The 18,697-nt window shown below is 66.1% G+C and carries 12 protein-coding genes; 10 read left to right on the forward strand and 2 right to left on the reverse strand.

The genetic code is table 11. The annotated features are described in order from the left end of the window. From ACFQ0E_RS15960 to ACFQ0E_RS16005, 10 genes are all read left to right on the forward strand, one after another. Complete coding sequence (locus tag ACFQ0E_RS15960) at positions 1–1,629, forward strand: class I adenylate-forming enzyme family protein (protein ID WP_386825513.1); 1,629 nt, start codon at positions 1–3, stop codon at positions 1,627–1,629. Between the two features lie 95 nt (positions 1,630–1,724). Next, the gene (locus ACFQ0E_RS15965; RefSeq protein WP_386825515.1) at positions 1,725–2,522 is read left to right on the forward strand and encodes a Phenylacetic acid catabolic protein; all 798 of its coding nucleotides are present in this window, start codon (positions 1,725–1,727) and stop codon (positions 2,520–2,522) included. Positions 2,523–2,525: 3 nt separating this feature from the next. Next, positions 2,526–3,896, forward strand: coding sequence for a hypothetical protein (locus ACFQ0E_RS15970; protein ID WP_386825517.1), 1,371 nt, complete (start codon positions 2,526–2,528; stop codon positions 3,894–3,896). Between the two features lie 75 nt (positions 3,897–3,971). Continuing rightward, entirely contained in the window at positions 3,972–6,329 is a 2,358-nt protein-coding gene (locus ACFQ0E_RS15975; protein WP_386825518.1) for an efflux RND transporter permease subunit, read from the forward strand. Continuing rightward, on the forward strand, positions 6,326–7,162 hold the full coding sequence (locus ACFQ0E_RS15980) for an outer membrane lipoprotein-sorting protein (RefSeq protein ID WP_386825520.1): 837 nt from the start codon (positions 6,326–6,328) through the stop codon (positions 7,160–7,162). Before ACFQ0E_RS15975 ends, ACFQ0E_RS15980 begins: the two co-directional genes overlap by 4 nt. 8 nt (positions 7,163–7,170) lie before the next feature. Next, positions 7,171–8,547, forward strand: coding sequence for a hypothetical protein (locus ACFQ0E_RS15985; protein WP_386825522.1), 1,377 nt, complete (start codon positions 7,171–7,173; stop codon positions 8,545–8,547). After that, complete coding sequence (locus ACFQ0E_RS15990) at positions 8,544–9,455, forward strand: aminotransferase class IV (protein ID WP_386825524.1); 912 nt, start codon at positions 8,544–8,546, stop codon at positions 9,453–9,455. The genes ACFQ0E_RS15985 and ACFQ0E_RS15990 overlap by 4 nt, the downstream gene beginning before the upstream one ends. Positions 9,456–9,513: 58 nt before the next feature. Next, a complete protein-coding gene (locus ACFQ0E_RS15995; RefSeq protein ID WP_386825526.1) occupies positions 9,514–10,242 on the forward strand; it encodes a TenA family transcriptional regulator in 729 nt (242 codons plus the stop codon). After that, positions 10,239–10,700: a cupin domain-containing protein gene (locus tag ACFQ0E_RS16000; protein ID WP_386825528.1), complete on the forward strand. Its 462-nt coding sequence runs from the start codon at positions 10,239–10,241 to the stop codon at positions 10,698–10,700. Before ACFQ0E_RS15995 ends, ACFQ0E_RS16000 begins: the two co-directional genes overlap by 4 nt. Positions 10,701–10,864: 164 nt before the next feature. Next, on the forward strand, positions 10,865–11,320 hold the full coding sequence (locus ACFQ0E_RS16005; RefSeq protein WP_386825530.1) for a hypothetical protein: 456 nt from the start codon (positions 10,865–10,867) through the stop codon (positions 11,318–11,320). Between the two features lie 169 nt (positions 11,321–11,489). Here ACFQ0E_RS16005 and ACFQ0E_RS16010 read toward each other — a convergent pair whose 3' ends face one another. Together ACFQ0E_RS16010 and ACFQ0E_RS16015 are read right to left on the reverse strand one after the other, a co-directional pair. After that, a complete protein-coding gene (locus ACFQ0E_RS16010) occupies positions 11,490–11,933 on the reverse strand; it encodes an Imm10 family immunity protein (protein ID WP_386825532.1) in 444 nt (147 codons plus the stop codon). Further along, positions 11,885–18,652, reverse strand: coding sequence for an RHS repeat-associated core domain-containing protein (locus tag ACFQ0E_RS16015; RefSeq protein WP_386825534.1), 6,768 nt, complete (start codon positions 18,650–18,652; stop codon positions 11,885–11,887). The genes ACFQ0E_RS16010 and ACFQ0E_RS16015 overlap by 49 nt, the downstream gene beginning before the upstream one ends. Positions 18,653–18,697: the final 45 nt, after the last annotated feature.

The raw sequence follows: 18,697 nt of genomic DNA on the forward strand, positions 1-18,697 counted from the left end.
ATGCTTTCCCGACTGAAATTCATCCTCGACCGCGAACTGACCGTTGCGAACGCGCTCGAGAAGTCCATCGCCAGCTATGGCGCGGACTTCGAGGTGATGCGCTTCTCGGGCAGCCTGCAGCGCTTCGGCGTGCCCGGCCAGTCGCTGACCCTGGGCGAACTGAAGGCCCTGAGCGATCGCATCTCGCAGATGCTCGTCGCGCACGGCCTGCAGCGCTACGACCGCGTTGCCATCTGCCAGCGCGGCAGCGTGGAATACCTGATCTATTCGCTCGCGATCATGCGCGCCGGTGCGATCACCGTGCCGATCAACGGCAACATGCGCACCGAAGACCTGGCCCACTACCTCGACTACACGGGCTCGCGCTTCGCCTTCGTCGACCGCGAGCGACTTGCCCGGCTCGATACGGGCGCGCTGGCCGAAGGTCGCAGGCTGGCGATCGTCACCGATGGCGAGGGCCCGGCCGGCGCCGGCACGGTCTGCCTGCAGGATGCGCTGCCCGCACGGGCGGACCGCTTCTCGCCGGTCGACATCCACCTGCACGACGACGTCATGATCGTGCACACCTCGGGCACCACCGGCTTCCCCAAGGGCGTGCTGCATGGGTCGTACAGCATCGCCCGCGCGACCAAGGGTCAGCTGGTGATCCAGCCGCTGACCCGCGCCAATCGCATCCTGCTGGCCTCGCCGGCCAACCACCACATCACCCAGGCCAGCATCATCAGCTGCTTCGCCGCAGGCATTCCGTGCTATGTACCCGCCGGCGAATCGCCTGAAGAACTGCTGCGACTCATCGAGCGTGAACGCTGCACCCTGGTGCTGTCCTTCCCGGACATCTACCAGGGGATGTGCGAGGTCGGACTGGAACGCTTCGACCTGTCGCGGGTCAAGGCCTGGATGGCCGGCGGCGACTCCAGCCATGAAGTGCATATCCGCCAGTTCACCGCGCAGGGCGCGATGCTCCGGCTGTTCGGCAAGCCGCTGATCAAGTCGATGTACCTCGAATTCTTCGGCACCTCCGAAGTCGGCTTCGCCGCGCTGCTGAAGGTCAACTTCTCCTTCACGCGCAAGTTCGACCGCTATGTCGGCAAACCCACCCTGGTCAGTCCGAAGGTCAAGGTCGCGGACGAACAGGGCCGCCCCCTGCCCGTCGGCGTACCGGGCCGACTCATGGTCAAGGGACCGACCCTCTTCAAGGGTTACTGGAACGGCCACGACCGCCTGCACGGCGTCTACATCGACGGCTGGTGGTGGACGGGCGACGTCGCGATGAAGACATCCGGCGGCGGCTACTACCACCTCGATCGCGAAGTCGACTCGATCCGTGCCGGCGAGAAGCGCGTCTACTCGCTGCAGCTGGAGGAACGCATCCTCAAGCATCCGGCTGTCGCCGATGTCGCCGTGGTCGAGCTGCCGCATGGCCGCGATGCGACCGGTGCCGGCGCCGTCGTCGAATTCCGTCCCGGTGCTGAGGTCGAGACCGATGCCTTCCGCAGCTGGCTCAGGCAGCAGGTGCCGGACCAGACCAGCCTGCGCATCGAGATCCTGCCGCCGGGCGAACAGCTGCCCCGCGGGCTCACCGGCAAGGTACTCAAGCGCCGCGTCCGCGAGCGCTACGCCGAAGCCTGAGCGCCTTCACCGCGCCTGCGCGATCCCGCCACTCTCCAGCACCATTTTCAACCGCATCCACTCAACACCGCATCACGCCACCGCAAGGACACGCCATGAGCCATACCGCTACCGCCGAAGTCGTCCACGACTATTCGCCCAGTGCCGTCGACTTCGCCGACCTTCCGAACATGCCCGAGGAATACCGCACGGAACTGGTCCGCCTGATGGCGATCCAGGCCTATTCGGAAGAGAAGGCATCGACCGAAGGCATCGAATGGATCGCCAAGTCGCCCGACTACAAGCGTCGCCGCGTCTTCGCCAAGATCATCGCCGAGGAAGCGCAGCACTCCTACCTGATCTACAACCTGCTGGAGCGCATGGGCATCCCGGAGAAGGAAGCGATCGCCATCGCCGAAGGCCGCTCGCAGCGGCCGATGCACGATGCTTCGCTTGAAGGTCCGCTCAGCGTCGGCGACGACGAGAACGAGTGGATCGACATCATGCTCAACCACATGTTCCTCGACCGCGCCGGCAAGTTCATGGTCGGCAACTTCTGCGAAGCCAGCTTCAAGCCCTGGGCCGAGGCCAACAAGATCATCCTGCGCGAAGAGCGCGGCCACATCGGCTTCGGCTTCGCCGAGCTGCGCACCTACCTGGCCGAAAATGGCGACAGCGACGAAGCCCGCGTCAAGATCTCGAACTGGTACGCCAAGGGCCTGAACTTCTTCGGTCCGCCGTCGACCTCGCGTGGCGCGCGACTGAGCGCCTACGGCCTCAAGCGCAAGGACAACGAAACCCTGCGCAACGAGTTCCGCGAGGAAGTCGAGGAAGTCTTCGCCGAGATCGGTCGTCCCGACCTGATCAAGCTGGAGCGCAACGAGTTCCCCTACCGTTCGGGCAACGAGGGCTGAGCCATGGCGCCGACCGTCGACCGCGAGTTCAGGCTGGGCAGGTTCAACCAGATCTATGCGCACCTGAACCTGATCTGCAACGCGAATTCCTGCGACCTGATCGACCTGGAGTCGGCGCCCGACCTTACCCTGCTGAAGCGTGCGATCGAGCACGTCATCGACCGCCATCCCATGGCGCGCTCGGTCCAGTACCAGCGTGGCGTCATCCTCGGATGGCGCCACCTGGCCAAGCGCCTGCCGATCGAAATCGAACAGCGCACCAGCATCAACGTCGATCCGGCGCGCCTGCGCGCAGAACTGCTCGACAACGCCTGGCGCGAACGCGTGCCCGTGCGCGACGGGCATCCGTTCCGCTTCATCTATACGCGCACACCGGACCGGCACATCCTGCAGATCCTCACCAGCCACACCTTCACCGACGGCAAGGCCGCGCAGCTGTTCTCCGGCGACATCGCCGAGGCCTACGGACACCTGGCTGCAGGCCGTCCGCTCGACACCGAAGTGATCGACCTGCCGGAACGCAACCACGACAGGCTGTTCCTATCCGGCCTCGGCTGGAAGGATGCGCTGCGCCTGGCATGGAAGGGCGTCACCGGCTTCGTCCACGACCTGGTGATGCCGTCCGGCCGACTGCTCGTCGGCGGCAAGCGCAGCGGCGAAACCGACGTGCTGATGGTCGAACTGCCGCGCGAAATGCTGGGCGCGTTGAAGGACGCCGGCGCGCGCCAGGGCAGCACGATCCATCCGCTGCTGCTGCTCGCGCTGCTGCGCACCGCGCAGCAGGACGCCGCCGCGCAGGGCAAGCGCCTGCGCCATGGCCTGCGCATCGTCGACAATTTCAGTCTGCGCCGCTTCGTCGACGACCCGCGCATGCAGAAGCTCTACGATTGCGTCGCCGTGCCCTACACCCTCGAACTGGATCCGGAGCAGGACGATGCCGCCGTGCTGTCCACGGCGCACCAGCGCCTGGAAGCCTTGAAGGACGGCGACATCCTCTCCGAGATCTACCGGTTCCGCCTGCTCTTCCAGTCTTCGCTGCTGCTGCCCAAGGCGGCCACGATCCGCTTCGCCGCAAACGTGCTGACGCGTGCCAATCTCATCTGCACCAACGTCGGCCCGATCGATGCGCGGCTCGAACATTTCGGCCCGATCGCCGTGCGCAGCTACTACTCGTTCCCGCAGCTGTTCCCGCCGGGCGAGGTGATGGTGCAGATCAGCGCCTTCCGCGGCCACCTCCGTCTGGTCTTCCTCTACGACAAGGGCCAGATGGACGAAGCGCAGGCACGCAAGCGCTACGTCGATCCCTTCATCGCCGAACTGCGCCGGATCACCGCAAGCGATGACGCGGTGCCAGCCCTTGCCGCCAACGGCTGACCCTGCGACCGATCCTCGCGTCGCTCGCGCCCGCTCCAGACACCCCCGTCCTTTCCGCTCCCCACCCAGGCCATCATGCGTACGCTCATCCACCGGATCCTCGCACACCCGAGACTCTGCATCGGCTTGCTCGCCGCCCTGCTGGCGCTGTCCGCGCTGGCATTGACGCAGCTGAAATTCGACAACACGCCGGACTCCTTCTTCATGAAGGACGATCCGACCCTGATCCGGTACACGGAGTACAAGCGCGACTTCGGCAGCGACGAGTACACGTTCCTGGTGATCGAGTCGCCGGAGGTGTGGAGCCCCGACTTCATCGCCAAGGTGCGCGACCTCAGTGATCGCATCGCGGCGATACCCGACGTCACCAAGGTGACGTCGATCGCGAACGTGCGCCATATCGACGGCAGCGAAGGCGCGCTCGATGTCGGGCCGTTCATCGCCGACGACCTCGATGCCGCCGCGCTCGCCGAGAAGCGCGCCCAGGCACTCAAGCATCCCTACTACCGCGACTTCCTGGTCAGCGCGAACGGTCGGCACATGGGCATCCTTGCCGAAACCACCCTCAAGCCCGGCGAGGTGATGTACAAGATCGACCTGGCCAAGGGCATCCGCGCGCTGGCCAAGGCGCCTGAATTCGCCGACCTGAAGATGCGCATCATCGGTGCGCCGATCATCGACGCCGATGTCTTCACCATCATCAATCGCGAAAGCGCGATCTTCGGCACGATCTCCTTCGTGCTGGTCGCCACCGGATTCTGGCTGATCTTCCGCTCCTGGATGGTCGCCCTGCTGCCCTTGACCGTCGCATCGCTGTCGATCGTCGTGGCCATGGCGGTCAGCGCGCTGATCGGCGCGCCGGTCGGCATGCTGACCGCGATCATCCCGTCGTTCCTGATCTCGGTGGGCGTCGGCTCCAGCATCTTCCTGCTGGCCGAGATCTATCGTCGCTATGCCGCCGGCGGCGATGTCCGCAACGCGATCGTCGAAGGCTTCAGCCATTCCGCAGGGGCCAGCGCACTGTCGGTCATCACCACCGCCGGCGCACTGCTGTCCTTTTCCTGGTCGGAGATCCGGCCCGTGCAGGGCGTCGGCATCGCGATGGCCTCCGGCCTGATCGCATCCCTGCTGATCAGCTGGCTGGTGATCCCGGCCGCGCTGAGCCGCTTCCGCCTGCTGCCCGATGCGCAGCGCACCGCCCAACTGCTCGATGGGCGCGTCCGCGCGATGCATGCGCTGTCGCACTTCGTGACGCGGCGCTGGCGCAGCCTGCTGCTGATTCTGCTCGCACTGCTGGTCGTGGCAGGATTCGGCGTGGCCAAGGTCACCACCGACTACTACTACGTCGGTCTGTTCAAGGAACGGACCGACATCCACCAGTCCTACATCCACGTCGACAACACCCTGCGCGGTGCTGCCTCGATGGAGCTGCTGATCGAGAGCGCCGACGCGGGTGGCGAGTCGATCAAGGATCCGGCGGTGCTCAAGCGCATGCGCGCGATGCAGGATTCGCTGGAAGCAAAGTTCGCACACCTCGGCCTGAAGACCTACAGCGTCGCGGACGTGGTGATGGAGATCAACCAGGCCCTCGCCGATGGCGATCCTGCGATGTACCGCATCCCCGACGAACGCGCCGCCGTCGCCGAGTCGCTGATCCTGTTCGAGTCGTCGGGCTCCGACGAACTCACCACGCTCGTCACCAGCGACTACGGCAAGGCACGCATCAACCTGCGCCTGAAGTACCGCCCGGATTCGCAGTACCAGCCCGTGTTCGAGGCGATTCGCGCCGAGTCGGCAGCCATCCTTGCGGGCACGCCGCAGATCAAGTCGATCGAGACCACCGGCGTGATCCCGATGTGGTCGCGCCTGACCCAGTACCTCGCCGCGAACGAGATCCGCAGCATCACCTTGTCCTTCTTCGTCGTGCTGGCGGTGATGGTGCTGGTGTTCCGTTCGGCCACCCTCGGTCTGACCATGGCCCTGTGCAACCTGGTGCCGGTCGCCATCGCCCTGGCCATCATGGGCTATGCCGGCGTCTTCCTCGATCCGTTCACGCTGCTGGTCGCCGCGATCGCGATCGGCGTGCTCGATGACGACACGCTGCACTTCGTGAAGACCGTGCTCGACCACTACCGCCGCAGCCGCGACATGGCCACGGCCCTGCACGAGACCTTCGCGAGCACGGGCCTGGCCGTGCTGCTGATGTCGACCGTGCTGGTGCTCGGTTTCCTCGTCTACATGCTGTCGGAGGTGCAGAGCCTCGCCAAGTTCGGCGGCATGACCGCGCTGGCCATCGGCATGGGCGCGCTCTGCGAATTCCTGTTCACCCCTGCCGTCCTGATGGGCCTGGAGCGCCTGGGCTGGCTGCAGAAACTGCTGCCGCTGCGCGACGACCCGCCCGTTGCCGCACAACCGATCGGAGACAACGCATGATCCGCATTCCATCCGTCGCCGGCGCGCATCGCCCGCTGGCCGCCTGCCTCGCCGCCACGCTCGTGTTCGTCACTGCGGGTCTCGTCCGGGATGGCCACGCGCAGAGCGGCAAGCCCAGCGCACAGCAGATCTTCGAACGCAGCGCCACGGCCGAGAAGGTCGCCGACTGGCGTGCCGCGAGCACGCTGGAAATCCGCACCGGCGATCGCGCCCGCGTCCGCAGCGGCATCGTCTACAACAAGCTGCAGGGCAACGGCGTCGACAGCCATCGCCTGTTCCGCTTCCAGACGCCCGCCGATGTCGCTGGCACCGCCGTGCTCGTCCACGAGAACGCGGTCAGCCAGGACGATCTCTGGATCTACTTCCCGAGCATGGCCAAGACCCGGCGCATCCTGGCATCGAACAAGAAAGACAGCTTCATGGGCTCGGACTTCGCCTACGCCGACCTGATGGCGCAGGACAGCCAGGACTTCAATCACAGCCTGCTGCCCGAGGAAGCCTGCGGCGATGCGCGCTGCCATGTCGTGCAGTCCGTGCCTCGTGATGCCAAGACAGCCGCATCGCTGGGCTACAGCAAGGTCGTCGCGTCGATCCGCACCCGCGACTTCGCGACCGTGCTGGTGCGCTATTTCGACAAGAACGGCGTCGAGTTCAAGCGCCAGACCATTTCCGGCCACGTGCCGGCCGCCGGACAGCCGGGCAAGTTCGTCGCCACTCGCCGCGAAATGGTGAGCAGCAAGGGCGGCAGACGCTCGGTGCTGACCCTGCGCGATGTGGAGAGCGCACGCCCACTGCAGTCGGACCTCTTCATCGAATCACGCCTGGGCCAGTAATGCATCGCATGCGTACCACCTCGCTGCTGCCCTTTGCCATCGCACTGGCCTGTGCCGGTGCGCCGGCATGGGCGCAGGACCTGCCATCTCAAGACCAGCCGTCTCAGGACCAGCCGTCTCAGGATCCGGCATCGCAGGCACCGGCCGTCGATGACACGGCCGTGCCCGAAACAGCGGTGCCTGAAACAGACGCGACCGACGACAGCGCATTGCCGACCTCGCCGCGCTGGACCGGCACGGCCTCCGTGGCCGCTGTCGCCGCAAGCGGCACGCGCGATCTCGATGATGCCGGCACCCGTTTCGGTCTGGCCTTGCGTGGACGCGGCGAATGGCGGCACTCGGGATGGCGGGCACTCGGTGAAGTCGCATTCGGCAGCGACAGGCTCGCCTACGATGCCGCGCCGTGGCTGCGGCAAGCCTGGCTGTCGCACGCGAGCGGCCGGGTGGAATGGCGGTTGGGTCGGCAGATCCTCTCCTGGGGCCGCGCCGACCGGCTCAATCCGACCGACAATCTCGCGCCACGCAATCTGCGCGGCCTCGTCGCGGACATCGACGAAGATCGCATGGGCCTCGACTCGGCCTCCGTGCGCCTGCAACTGGGCGAGCGCGTCAACGCCACCTTCCTGCATGCACCGCGCATGCGCGCGACTGTGCTGCCCGACGGCATCGCGTCGATCCCCACCCTCTTCGGCGGTCGTCGCGTCGCGGACCAAGTCTCGGACAGCAACACGCAGGCCCTGCGCATCGACTACGCCGGCAATGCGCTGGATGCCTCGATCAGCATCGTCGACGGCCCGTCGATGAACCCGGCCTTCGTCGATGCGCTGCCGCCCGGTTTCGCGCCGCATGCCATCCAGCCCGGCGTGCGCATCGTCGGTGCCGATTTCAGCGCCGCGCTCGGCGACCGCTGGGGCGTACGCGGCGAATTCGCGTCGACCACGTTCGACGGTCGCGCACCCGCCGGTCTCGGCGACTTCCGCTATGCGGTGCTCGGCGTCGAACGCCATATCGACGGCGGCTGGCTCGCGCTGGCGCAATGGGTCCACCGCCGTGCCGAGCGCGAACCCGTCGCCCTGCCCTCGCTCGCCAGCGCATTGAACCGTGCCGTGTGGTTCCAGACCGAGGCCCGCAGCGATGCCGTGTACCTCGGCCTCAACCGCGCACAGTTCGAAGGCGCGCTGAGCGGCAACGTCGGCGTACTGCAGACGTTGGATGATCGCGGCCAGGCCTGGTTCGCCAATGTCGCCTGGCGCATCGACGACCACTGGAACCTGCTCGCACGCTGGCAGCATTTCAGCGGCCCCGTCGACACCAACCTCGGCGCTTTGCGCCGCGATTCGCTGCTCCTCCTCGAACTGCGCGGTACGTGGGGAGGATCGCGATGATCTGGATCGATGGCCAGCTGCGCGGCTGCGACGCCACGGTCTCGATCTTCGATCGCGGCCTGCTCTACGGCGACGGCCTGTTCGAAACGATGCCGATCTACGCCGGCCGCCCGTTTCTGCTCGACGACCACCTGGCGCGTCTGATGCGCGGCGTGGAGGCCTTGCGCATCGCCAACGCCCCGAGCCTTGAGGACTGGCGCGCCGCCGTGTCGGCGCTGCTCGATGCCGAACGTCCCGACAACGCCTCGTTGCGCCTGTGGATCACGCGCGGCGTGAACACCGGCAGCGGACTCGCCTGCGCTGCCGCGACAAAGCCCACATGGATCGCCGCCTGCCTGCCGGCACGCCGCTACGCCACGCGCGTGTACGACGAAGGCATGGTGCTGGCCCTCTCGGCGCGCGAACACGCCATGCCCAGCCAGATGCCGACCGCGAGCAAGCACGCCAACTATCTGGCGTCCATCCTCGCCTTCGACGATGCGCAGGCGGTGGGTGCGGACGAGGCGCTGCTCTGCAACCCGCGCGGCCACGTCTGCGAAGGCGCGTTCAGCAATGTCTTCGCCGTGATCGACGACGTGCTGGTCACACCTCCGCTCGACGAAGGTCCGCTCGCGGGCACGGCGCGAGCGCGACTGCTCGCACTGGCCGCCGCTGCGGGTATCGCGCATGCGGAGGCCGCGATTCCCCTGTCGCGCCTGGCCGACGCCAGCGAATTGATGATCAGCAATGCCCTGATCGGCATCGCGCCCGTGCGCCGGGTGCTGCCTGTCGATCCGGGCGACGGTGCGGACGCCCGCGACCCCGCACCGAACCTGCACTCCCCCGGACCGATCGCGCGGCGCCTGGCGTCCGAATATGCGGCGCTCGTCGCCGCCGAAACCGGCGCCGCATGGCCGCTCCTCGCCTGACCGCTTCTCTTCCCACACCAAGCACCACCCCGTCCAACCACACATAGTCGAGCCCGTCATGCTCATCAGCGAACGCCAGACTCCGCACACCGCGCCCACGCTCCTGCCCCCCTCGCTGTGGGACGACCTGTTCCCGCAGGGGCTGCTCGGCGAACTCGAAGACCACCCGTTCCTGCGTCTGTGCCGCGAAGGCAAGGCGCCTCTGTCGCTGCTGCGGGGCTTCCTCGTGCAGCACAGCTACTACTCCGAGAAATTCACGCGCTACCTCTGCGCCCTGATGTCGCACCTGCCCAACGGCGACGACGTGCGTGCGCTGGCGGTGAACCTGGTGGAGGAGACCGGACTGGACCGCCCCGATGCGGTGACCCATGCCGAACTGTATCGGCGCTGCCTGTCCGAAATCGGCGTCACGCCGCACAGCCAGCCGATGCTGCCGGAAACCGGTGCGCTGATCGACAACATGTTCCACTACTGCCGCGCGCACGATCCGCTCGAAGGCCTCGCCGCGCTCTGCCTCGGCGCGGAAGCCATCGTCCCGACGCTCTACGGCGGCATCCTGGAAGGCCTGCGCAAAGCCGGATTCGACGACAGGCAACTGCATTTCTTCGTGCTGCACGTCTCGGAAGACGAAGCGCATGCCCTGGTGATGCGCGACATCATCAACCGACTCCTGCGCGATCATCCCCACCGCCGCGCCAAAGTCCTAGCCATCGGCGAGGACATGGTGCGCATTCGCATGGCCATGCTCGATGCCGTGCTCGCCCAGCACCCGGAGGTGCAGGCATGAGCACGCAGCCCGGCAATTTCAGCTCCCGCGATTTCTGGCGCACACGCGCCTCGCTGGAAGCCGAAATCCCCGATCGCCTGATCCACAAGGGCGTGGCCCGCACCGACGTCGCAGGCGCGGACACCTTCTCGAAGGAACGCAAGCATCCGGTGTTCCTCGTCGACCTGCCGTCCAAGACGCTGAGCATGACCCTCGGTGGCCTGGAACCCGGCCAGACCACCAGCCGCCATCGCCACAACTACGAGACCGTGCTCTACGTGATCGAAGGCCGTGGCGTCACGACCATCGAGGATCGGGAGGTGGAATGGGAAGCCGGCGACGCCGTCTACATCCCGGTCTGGGCCTGGCACCAGCACCGCAATCTCAGCGACGAGGCCACCTGTCTCTACATCGCCTGCGAGAACGCCCCGCTGCTGCAGAACCTCGGCGGCATCGCGCTGCGCGAGGAAGCCAGCTGAGGTCGCACCTTCCGGTCGCCGTCGTGCAAGCCGCACGGCGGCGTGCCGGATGCAAGGCCCATCGTTCCGATTTCCACTGACGATCAATGACTTGCGACTGGCATGGATCTTGATTACGGGAGCAACGAGCACTGTCGCTCCCGACACACATCAGGATCCCCCGCATGAACACCTTCACTCCCCGTCTGCTGTCCGCACTGCTGGTCGCTTCGAGCGCCCTTGCCCTGGGCGCCTGCAACACGCAGGAATCCGCCGAGGAAACGCAGCAGGATGTCGCCGAAGCGCAGGCCGAAGGCCAGCAGGAAGTCGCCGAACAGGCTGCGGATGCAGCCGAGGTAGCCGCCGAAGGCCAGCAGGACATCGCGAAGTCCGACGATGCCGCCGAAGCGCGCGAAGCCCAGGCAGATGCCATCGAAGACAATGCCGACGCCGGGCAGGACGTGAGCGAAGCCAAGGCCAAGGCCGACTACGAGGTGGCCAAGCAGAAGTGCGAAGCGCTGCCGTCCGCCGAGCAGTCCGCATGCAAGGACCAGGCCGAAGCCGCCTATGACGCCGCCAAGGCGCAGGCCGAGCGCAGCAAGGAACAGAAGGACGCCGTCGCCGAGCGCGTGCGTCAGTAAGTCATCCCTATCGGGTCGGATCGATCGCCGACCTGAAGTGACCGAAGCAGGGGCGTGCCCTCAGGCCGCCTCTGCTTCATTCTTTGACTAGTATCCGGCGAAGGAACAACCACTTCTCTTGCGAAACATGCCTGGCTGGACGTTAACCGCAGCGCATTCATGGACGAGACTACTCCACTACCTGAATATTGTCGCAGAAGATCTTCCTCGCAAGATCCTCCAAGTTCGCATATTCATTATCCGTAACACGGAAAGCGAGCCCGAGCCCGTCGGGCAAATCGAACATGTCAGCAACATCGGGAACGAACTCGAAGAAAACACGATCGCGCCATAGCACTACACGCTTGACACCGCCATAAGCGGATTGCGATTGATCGTTCAGCTCGACGTAGTTCGAGTCCATGCCGGCACGTCGATCTTCCTCGTCATATTCGAATGCATTCTGGCAAATCAGGTATGTCGTAGGGCGATCGGCATCGTCTGCGAAGGCGATCTGCCAGTAGCCATCTTCCGTTGTCGCGGAAACAGCCCCTGCCGGATGAAATATCACATTGCCTGGAAGCATCAGCGACGCCCTCTTCCCCGTCCGGCTGACCACGATCCACCAGGCCAACTGTAGTTAACGTCCGCTCCTGTGTTCGCCTTCAGGTTGTTCATTTTCCCCTTGCAGCTATTGCATGGCGGCCGCTCGCCTTCAAGGTCGACGATATCGCCAGGCTCGAGCATGCAGGAAAGATCACGACATGCCCTCGCTTCTGTGTGAGTGGCAAGTGTGCTCTGCGGGAACCCAAGTGCCCTCTCATCGTCCGTCATATCTCCGCTCTTGTAAGAACGCTCGCAAACCACGTTTCCATTTCGTGTGACTCGCGCGTTGAGATTATGGCCTCGGCCATTTCGGCCCCATAGGCCGAGCGGATCGATAATCCAAAGCGGGTCGCTATCAGCATAGGAATATGTAGCGAAGGAACCATACAAACCGATCGGATCGGATTGGACATAGCGTCCAAGCGCCCCCTCGTAATCGCGGAAATAGTTGTAATGCAGCCCGCTCGCCGCGTCGAACTGCTGGCCCGGGAAGCGCAGGCTGTAGGCGAAAACGCCCTGCCCGCCCGGGTTCTGGTTGGCGGCGGTGTCGCCGAAGGGCCCGCTGTCCCAGGTCCAGACTTCGGTGCCAGCGGCATTGACGATGGCGCGCGGAGTGTCGAGGTGGTCCGGGTGGACGAAGTACACCGCGACGTCGCCGGCGACCAGGCCACCATGCGTGGCGGCAGTCGATGCAGGCATGAGGACCGCGACCGGGGTGTCACCGATCCAGACGTGCTCGGCGATCAGGCTTCCGGCACTATCGTACTCGCCGAGCAGATGGCCGGCGTCGTCGTAGACGTACTGGTGGTAGTTGCTGCCTGCAGCGGAAGAGGTCGGGCATGCACCGCCCTGCAGCGCCACGCAGACGCGTTCGCCGATGGCGTTGTACGCGTAGCGCGCGAGCACGGTCGGGCCCTGTCGCACTTCGGCCATGCGGTTGCGACCGCTGTAGACGAAGGTCTTGCCGTCGGCGCTGGTGGTATTGCCGGCCGCGTCGTATTGACGCGTGTTCGCGTCGATGGATGCCAGGCGGTTGCTGGTCGCTTCGATGCTATAGGCGTTCGCGACTTGCGTCGCTCCTACAGTGCTGCGCTGCTCGGTGCGGTTGCCAGTGGCGTCGTAGGACCAGCGGAGCGTCTGCGGACCGTCGGCGGAGACCAGACGATCCTGGTCGTCGTAGCCGTAGGTCCAGTCGCCTTGCGCCGTGATGCGCCCCGCCGCGTCGTACTGCAACGCGACCGATCGCGACCCGCGCGTATGACCGGTGATGCGACCGTCGAGATCGAACGTGCGCTGGTAGCGTCCGGCCGGGGTGGTCCACCCGCTCGGGCCATCGAACAGGAAGTGGTCGACTTCGCTGACGATGACCTGGCCGTTGACCAGCAGCTCGCGGATGCGCCCGTCGCTGGCGTAACGGTAGGCCACGCTTGCACCGGACGGCAGCTGCATCGCGCTGGGCAGGCCGTTCGCATAGGCCATGCCCATGGTCTTCCGGGCAACGGCATTGTCGTCCGCGCCGAGCTGCTGGACCTTCGCGGTGACCCGACCCTGAGCGTCGTAGACATAGCGCGTGCGACCACTGCCGTCGGACATCGTGGTCAACCGGCCCTTCGCGCCTGCGCCTCCGGCAACTTCGTCGTAGGCGTAGTCCAGGGTTTCGTCGGGATAGACGATGCGCAACAGGCGATTGGCCGCGTCGTAGCTGTAGTTCGCGACGACATTGCGCGAATCGGTGCGTTGCACGAAATTGCCCGCAGCATCGTAGCGATGCTGCGCGGTGCCCGTATCCGGACTGGCCAGGCTCAGCAGTTCGTTGAAGCCGTTGTAGGTGTAGCCGGTCTTCAGACCGCGCGGATCGGTGACCTCGCGCAGGTTGTCCTGCGCGTCGTAGCGATACCCGACGCGGCCGTCGAGCGGATCGATGCTGGCCTTGAGACGATGCAACGGGTCGTACTCGCTGCGCGCGGCCTGCGCGTGGATCGGCGACTGCACCGACGTCTCGTTGCCGTGCGTGTCGTAGCCGAAACGGGTGATGTCGTCCGCATCCGCACCCTTCAGCTCGGTCAGGCGCCCCAGGTGGTTGATCGTGCGGCTCATCGTCTGGGCGAGGCGATCCTGCGGATCGAAGCCTTCCTCCTTGACCCGGTCGCCCGCCGCATTGAGCGTGTAGACGATGCGATTTCCCACGGTATCGCTGATGGTGGTCAGACGACCTGCATCGTCGTAACCATAGGTCAACGCACTGCCGTCCGGCAGCTGCATCCGGGTCACGTTACCTGCACCGTCGTAGAGGTAGACGGTGGTCTCGCCCGTGGACTGGCCCGCAGGCACGACCGTCAAGGTACGCAGGCGATCACGCTCGTCGTAGCCGTAGAGCGTGGTCGTGCCGTTTGGATCGACGCGGGTCAGCAGCTTGCCCGCACCATCGTACTGCGTGTAGCGCGTGACGAGGTTGTTCGGATCGGTGACGCTGGCGAGATTGCCGGCGTCGTCGTAGACGTAGCGGGTGACATCGACGACATCCGTGCGCGGACCATCCATGGTCAGCACCTGGCCGCGCGCGTTGTAGGTGTAGCGCCACACGCGCGATTGCCCGTCGGCCGTGATCGTCTTCGTCTCGACCAGACCCTGGGCGTTGTAGGTGTAGTCGGTGACCATCGAACCGCTGGACGCCGCGGGCTCGTTGATACGCGTCGGCAGGCGCCAGGTCGGATGCCAGGTCGCCGAACGCGTCTGCGCTTCCGGGGAGCCCGAAGCCTGCGTCACCTGGGTCAGCAGGCGGCGCGCGTTGTAGCTGAAGGTGGTCAGGTTGCCGTTGTGGTCGCGCTCCCACGAAGGATCGCCGTTGCCGTTGAACTCCGAGGTGCTGACGCTGCCCGCGCCGCAGCTCGAACAGGGCTGGCTGGTCGAGGTGGCGTAGTTGGTGTCCTGGATCTGGCGGAACAGGAAGGTACTGCTCGCGCCATAGGGATCGGTGACGACGGTGCGCTTGTCGCCGAAGCTGAAGGTGTAGCGGTTCGCGCCGCCGGCGTAAGCCGATTCGATCGCGCGGTTCTGGTAGTCGTAACGCCAGGTGACGTAGCGGATACCGCGCTCGTCGGTGATGCCGGTGAGCAGGGAGCCGCGACCCGGCATCTCGTAGTGGTACTCGCGCGAGAGGTTGCCGGGATAGTTCACCTTCACCAGGCTGCCGTATTCGCTGTACTCGTAGGTGTACACGCGATCCAGCGGATCGATCATGCGCACCATCTGCGTGGAGACCGGATCGTATTCGAAGCGCAGCGAACGGCCGGCATCGTCGGTCACGCGGACGAGCTGGTCGGCATCGTTGTACGTGAGCACCTGTTCGACGCCGGCGCGGCTGCGGATGCGCAGCAGCTTGCCTTCCTCGTCGTAGGTCTCGGTCTCGTCGTCGATGTTGACGTAGATCCAGCCGGACGTCCTGCCCAGCAGGTCGGTCTGCCGTTCGAGACGCTCCGGCACGTCGACGGGCGCGACATAGGCGCCATTGCGATACACGAACTGGAACAGCGCGCCATCGCCGCGCGCGACCAGCACCGCTTCGGGGCGCTTCGCAGGGTCGGCATCCGGCGCCAGTTTCACCTTCGTGAGGTAGCGGTTGGTCCACTTGTGGCCGAGCACGCTGCCATTGGGCAGGTAGCTGCGATAATTGCGCTCGAACACCAGCGGGAACACGCCCGCACCGATGTAATCGGTTTCGGTCTGGTACTTGACGCCGGCGTCGACGCTGACCGGATTGCCACGACCCGGTCGGCCACCGCCGAACCCGCCGCCGAATCCCCCGCCTCCACCGCCACCGAATCCTCCACCGCCTCCGAAGCACGGCGGGTTGTAGTTGCAGATCGCGGCATCGAGCGCACTGATCCCCAGCTCCGCCAGCTCTTCCGGCGTCAGGTTCTCGATGCCGTTCATGACCATGCGGACCCAGTTCATGACCTCGATCGCGGTCATGATGATCTCGATGGTCCACAGCACCGCGCTGACCACGGCGATCGCCGGCAACGCGACCGGGCCGAGCACGGCGGCGACGGTGAGCCCTGCCAGCATGCGCGCGCCCCAGCGTGCGATGCGGCGGGTCAGGATCTTCATCATTTTCGAACGGCAGAGCAGTTCGAGCGAGACCGCCTTGGCGATGCAGCCGACGGTGATGGCGCCGTTGAGGCCGCCGTCGATGCGGTACAGACCGGCACCGGACTCTGGATCGAGGATCACGTAACCCGCGCCCACCTGGCGAGTGTCCCTGTATTCGCGCTCCGGGACGATCGCGACCAGTCCTGCGGACACGCTCTGCGCGATCTCGGACTCGGCGTCCGCGCTGAGCTGCAGTTTCGGCATGATCACCGACAGGTTGTCGCGGGTGATGATGTGGATCGGCACGCGCAGTTCGTTCGCGCGCAGCAGCATGCTGGTCGCGGACATGCCGTAACCCGGCTGGCCGCTGAGCAGCAGATCCCAGGTCAGGCTCTCGTTGAACGACGCCTGCGCGCCGTACTGCACGATCATCAGCCGGCGCTTCTCGGGGTCGCTGTTGGCGATCGCGATGTTGTCGGACTTGATGTCGGTCGACTGGCCGGTGAAGAAGCCTGTGCGCGGGATGCCGAAGAAGTACGTGACCTGCAGCGGGATCGCGAAGGCACCGACCGACGGACGACGCAGGAAGCTGCCGCCCCAGCCCTTGGCGCTCAGGTCGCCCTGCATGTCGCTCATGAACCAGTACTGCATGCCCGCGAGATGCAGGCCCTGCGCGACCGGCAGGGTCACGGTGTCGGGCAGCGGTTCGATGAGTTCGCTCAGCTGCTCCCGGGTCACGCCGCCGAGGTTCGGCGTGAAGCTGATGTGCGAGCCTGCGGCGTATTCGTGCGGTTCGGCGCCGAAGCTGCCGCGACCGTGCGGATCGACGATCCCGGCGGTCCACATCTGCATCGTGCCCATGGCGGCATAGCCGCCGGTGCCGACGATCTCGTCGCCGACGCGCAGCACCGGACGCACGCTGAACGCCGACAGCGAGAGGCTGGCGAGGTTGCGCGCGGCATAGTCGAGCAGCGTGTCGCGCTGCGCCTGGGTGGCGGCTTCGTAGCCGACGACGATCGAGTGCCCGCCGAGACTGTGGGTCGGCAGGCGCACGGTCATCGACGGCGATTCGAGCGCGTAATCGGTGCGGATGTCGTAGCGGTTGACGACGATATGGTTCTTCAGCCGGTCGGGCACAACGTCCTGCGGCGTGCCGCGCGCGACGACCCGGTACGGGAGCGTGCCGGCGAGCACTTCGTCGTTGAGCGGAATGATCGTCTGCGCGCCGAAGACATCCTCGGGCTTCGCATCGGGCGCATTCGCATCGATGTGCGCGGCGGCACGATCGAGATAGGCATCCAGCGACGTCGAGTAGTCATTGAGGTCCATGCCGGTGATCGAACCATCGTCGCCGCGCACGGCGCCGTCGACCACGCGCTGCAGCGCCGTCGCGGGGTTCCAGCCGGTCGCCTGCAGCAGCGGAACCGGCGTGCCGTACGTGTGCTGCTTGAAGCTGCCGTCGAGCGGGACCCAGGTATCGGGCGTGCGCTCGATCGCGCCGCGCGAGGGGATGAAGTCGACGTGCACTTCCAGCCAGAGGTGCTCGAAGCGGATCGCCGAAATGCGACCGCCGGAAGTCAGGTACTGCGCCGGGATGCCGCCCATCAGCATCAGGTCCAGCGCGTCGTCGCCGGTGCGCGCATTGCCCAGCCAGTTCTGCATCTGCGCGATCGGCACCTGCACGGTGCCGTAGACGTAGCGGGTGCTGTAGCCGGAGGCATTGAGCAGCGCGGCGAGCAGGACATTGGTGTCGTAGGCGTTGCCCTGACGTGCGATCAGGGTCTGCTCGGCGCCGCGCAGCACGCCGTAGGTCGGCGTGAAGCGGATGTTGTCGTGCACCCAGTTGTGGATGCGGATCGGACTGCGTCCAAGCTGCTCGGCCAGCGCCTTGATGCGCGGCGTCACTTCGGCGGGATCGCTGCTCAGCGCCCGGGTGGCGAAGTCGCCCTCGCCCGCTGCCGCTGGCGCAGCCGCCGCTTCGGTCGTGGCCGCCTGCTTCGCCGATGCTCCCGGCTGGACGGCCGCGACACGATCAAGCGCATTCCGCGTCATCACAGGCGCACGGTCGATCTTGCCGGTCACGACGCGACGCACGCTGTCGGGATCGAGCGGTTTGAAGCGGCCGTTGAACTCCTGGTCCTTGATCGACTCGGCCAGCGAACGCGCGGCCGTCAGCATCGCCTCGGGCTGGTTGCCGATGCGCGCACCATGCAGGACGTTGGCGCGCTCGCGGAAGGCGACCATGCGTGCGACGATCTCGCGCTCGCCGTCACCGTGGAGGCTGCGCATCTCGTACGGCATGTCCTCCAGCGCTTCGCGCTTTTCGGGCGTCGGGGCGCCGAAGAGGTATTCGATCGGTCCCAGCGCGACCACCGCCTGCCCCAGCGCGTCGGCCAGGGACAGCAGTTCTTCGCGCGGCACGTTCGCGGCATCGGCCGTGCGCAGCGCGTGCGCGGCGCGTGCGACCTGTCCGAAACGGCGGGCCGCATCGGCCTCGCTCACGGTCGCGTTGTCGAGCGTCGCCGGCGGCACTTCGACGGCGTCGGTCGGACGTGCGGCCACCTGCCCGAACACGGGTTCGGGATGGGTGATGCCGACGACCGAGACCAGGGCGGCCAGTGCGAGCGACAGTCCGAGATTGAATTGCTGCTTCATGCATTTCCCCATCGCAACCGTCCCCGGGGCACGTGCCCGCGGGGA

It is taken from the genome of Lysobacter brunescens (assembly GCF_042677005.1).
In the GTDB taxonomy this organism is placed as follows: domain Bacteria; phylum Pseudomonadota; class Gammaproteobacteria; order Xanthomonadales; family Xanthomonadaceae; genus Lysobacter_I; species Lysobacter_I brunescens.

Coding starts and splice junctions, on each gene's coding strand:
- ACFQ0E_RS15975 (WP_386825518.1), top strand. CDS start 3,972: ATGCGTACGCTCATCCACCGGATCCTCGCACACCCGAGACTCTGCATC.
- ACFQ0E_RS15995 (WP_386825526.1), top strand. CDS start 9,514: ATGCTCATCAGCGAACGCCAGACTCCGCACACCGCGCCCACGCTCCTG.
- ACFQ0E_RS15970 (WP_386825517.1), top strand. CDS start 2,526: ATGGCGCCGACCGTCGACCGCGAGTTCAGGCTGGGCAGGTTCAACCAG.
- ACFQ0E_RS16005 (WP_386825530.1), top strand. CDS start 10,865: ATGAACACCTTCACTCCCCGTCTGCTGTCCGCACTGCTGGTCGCTTCG.
- ACFQ0E_RS15990 (WP_386825524.1), top strand. CDS start 8,544: ATGATCTGGATCGATGGCCAGCTGCGCGGCTGCGACGCCACGGTCTCG.
- ACFQ0E_RS15985 (WP_386825522.1), top strand. CDS start 7,171: ATGCGTACCACCTCGCTGCTGCCCTTTGCCATCGCACTGGCCTGTGCC.
- ACFQ0E_RS15960 (WP_386825513.1), top strand. CDS start 1: ATGCTTTCCCGACTGAAATTCATCCTCGACCGCGAACTGACCGTTGCG.
- ACFQ0E_RS15980 (WP_386825520.1), top strand. CDS start 6,326: ATGATCCGCATTCCATCCGTCGCCGGCGCGCATCGCCCGCTGGCCGCC.
- ACFQ0E_RS15965 (WP_386825515.1), top strand. CDS start 1,725: ATGAGCCATACCGCTACCGCCGAAGTCGTCCACGACTATTCGCCCAGT.
- ACFQ0E_RS16000 (WP_386825528.1), top strand. CDS start 10,239: ATGAGCACGCAGCCCGGCAATTTCAGCTCCCGCGATTTCTGGCGCACA.
- ACFQ0E_RS16015 (WP_386825534.1), bottom strand. CDS start 18,652: ATGAAGCAGCAATTCAATCTCGGACTGTCGCTCGCACTGGCCGCCCTG.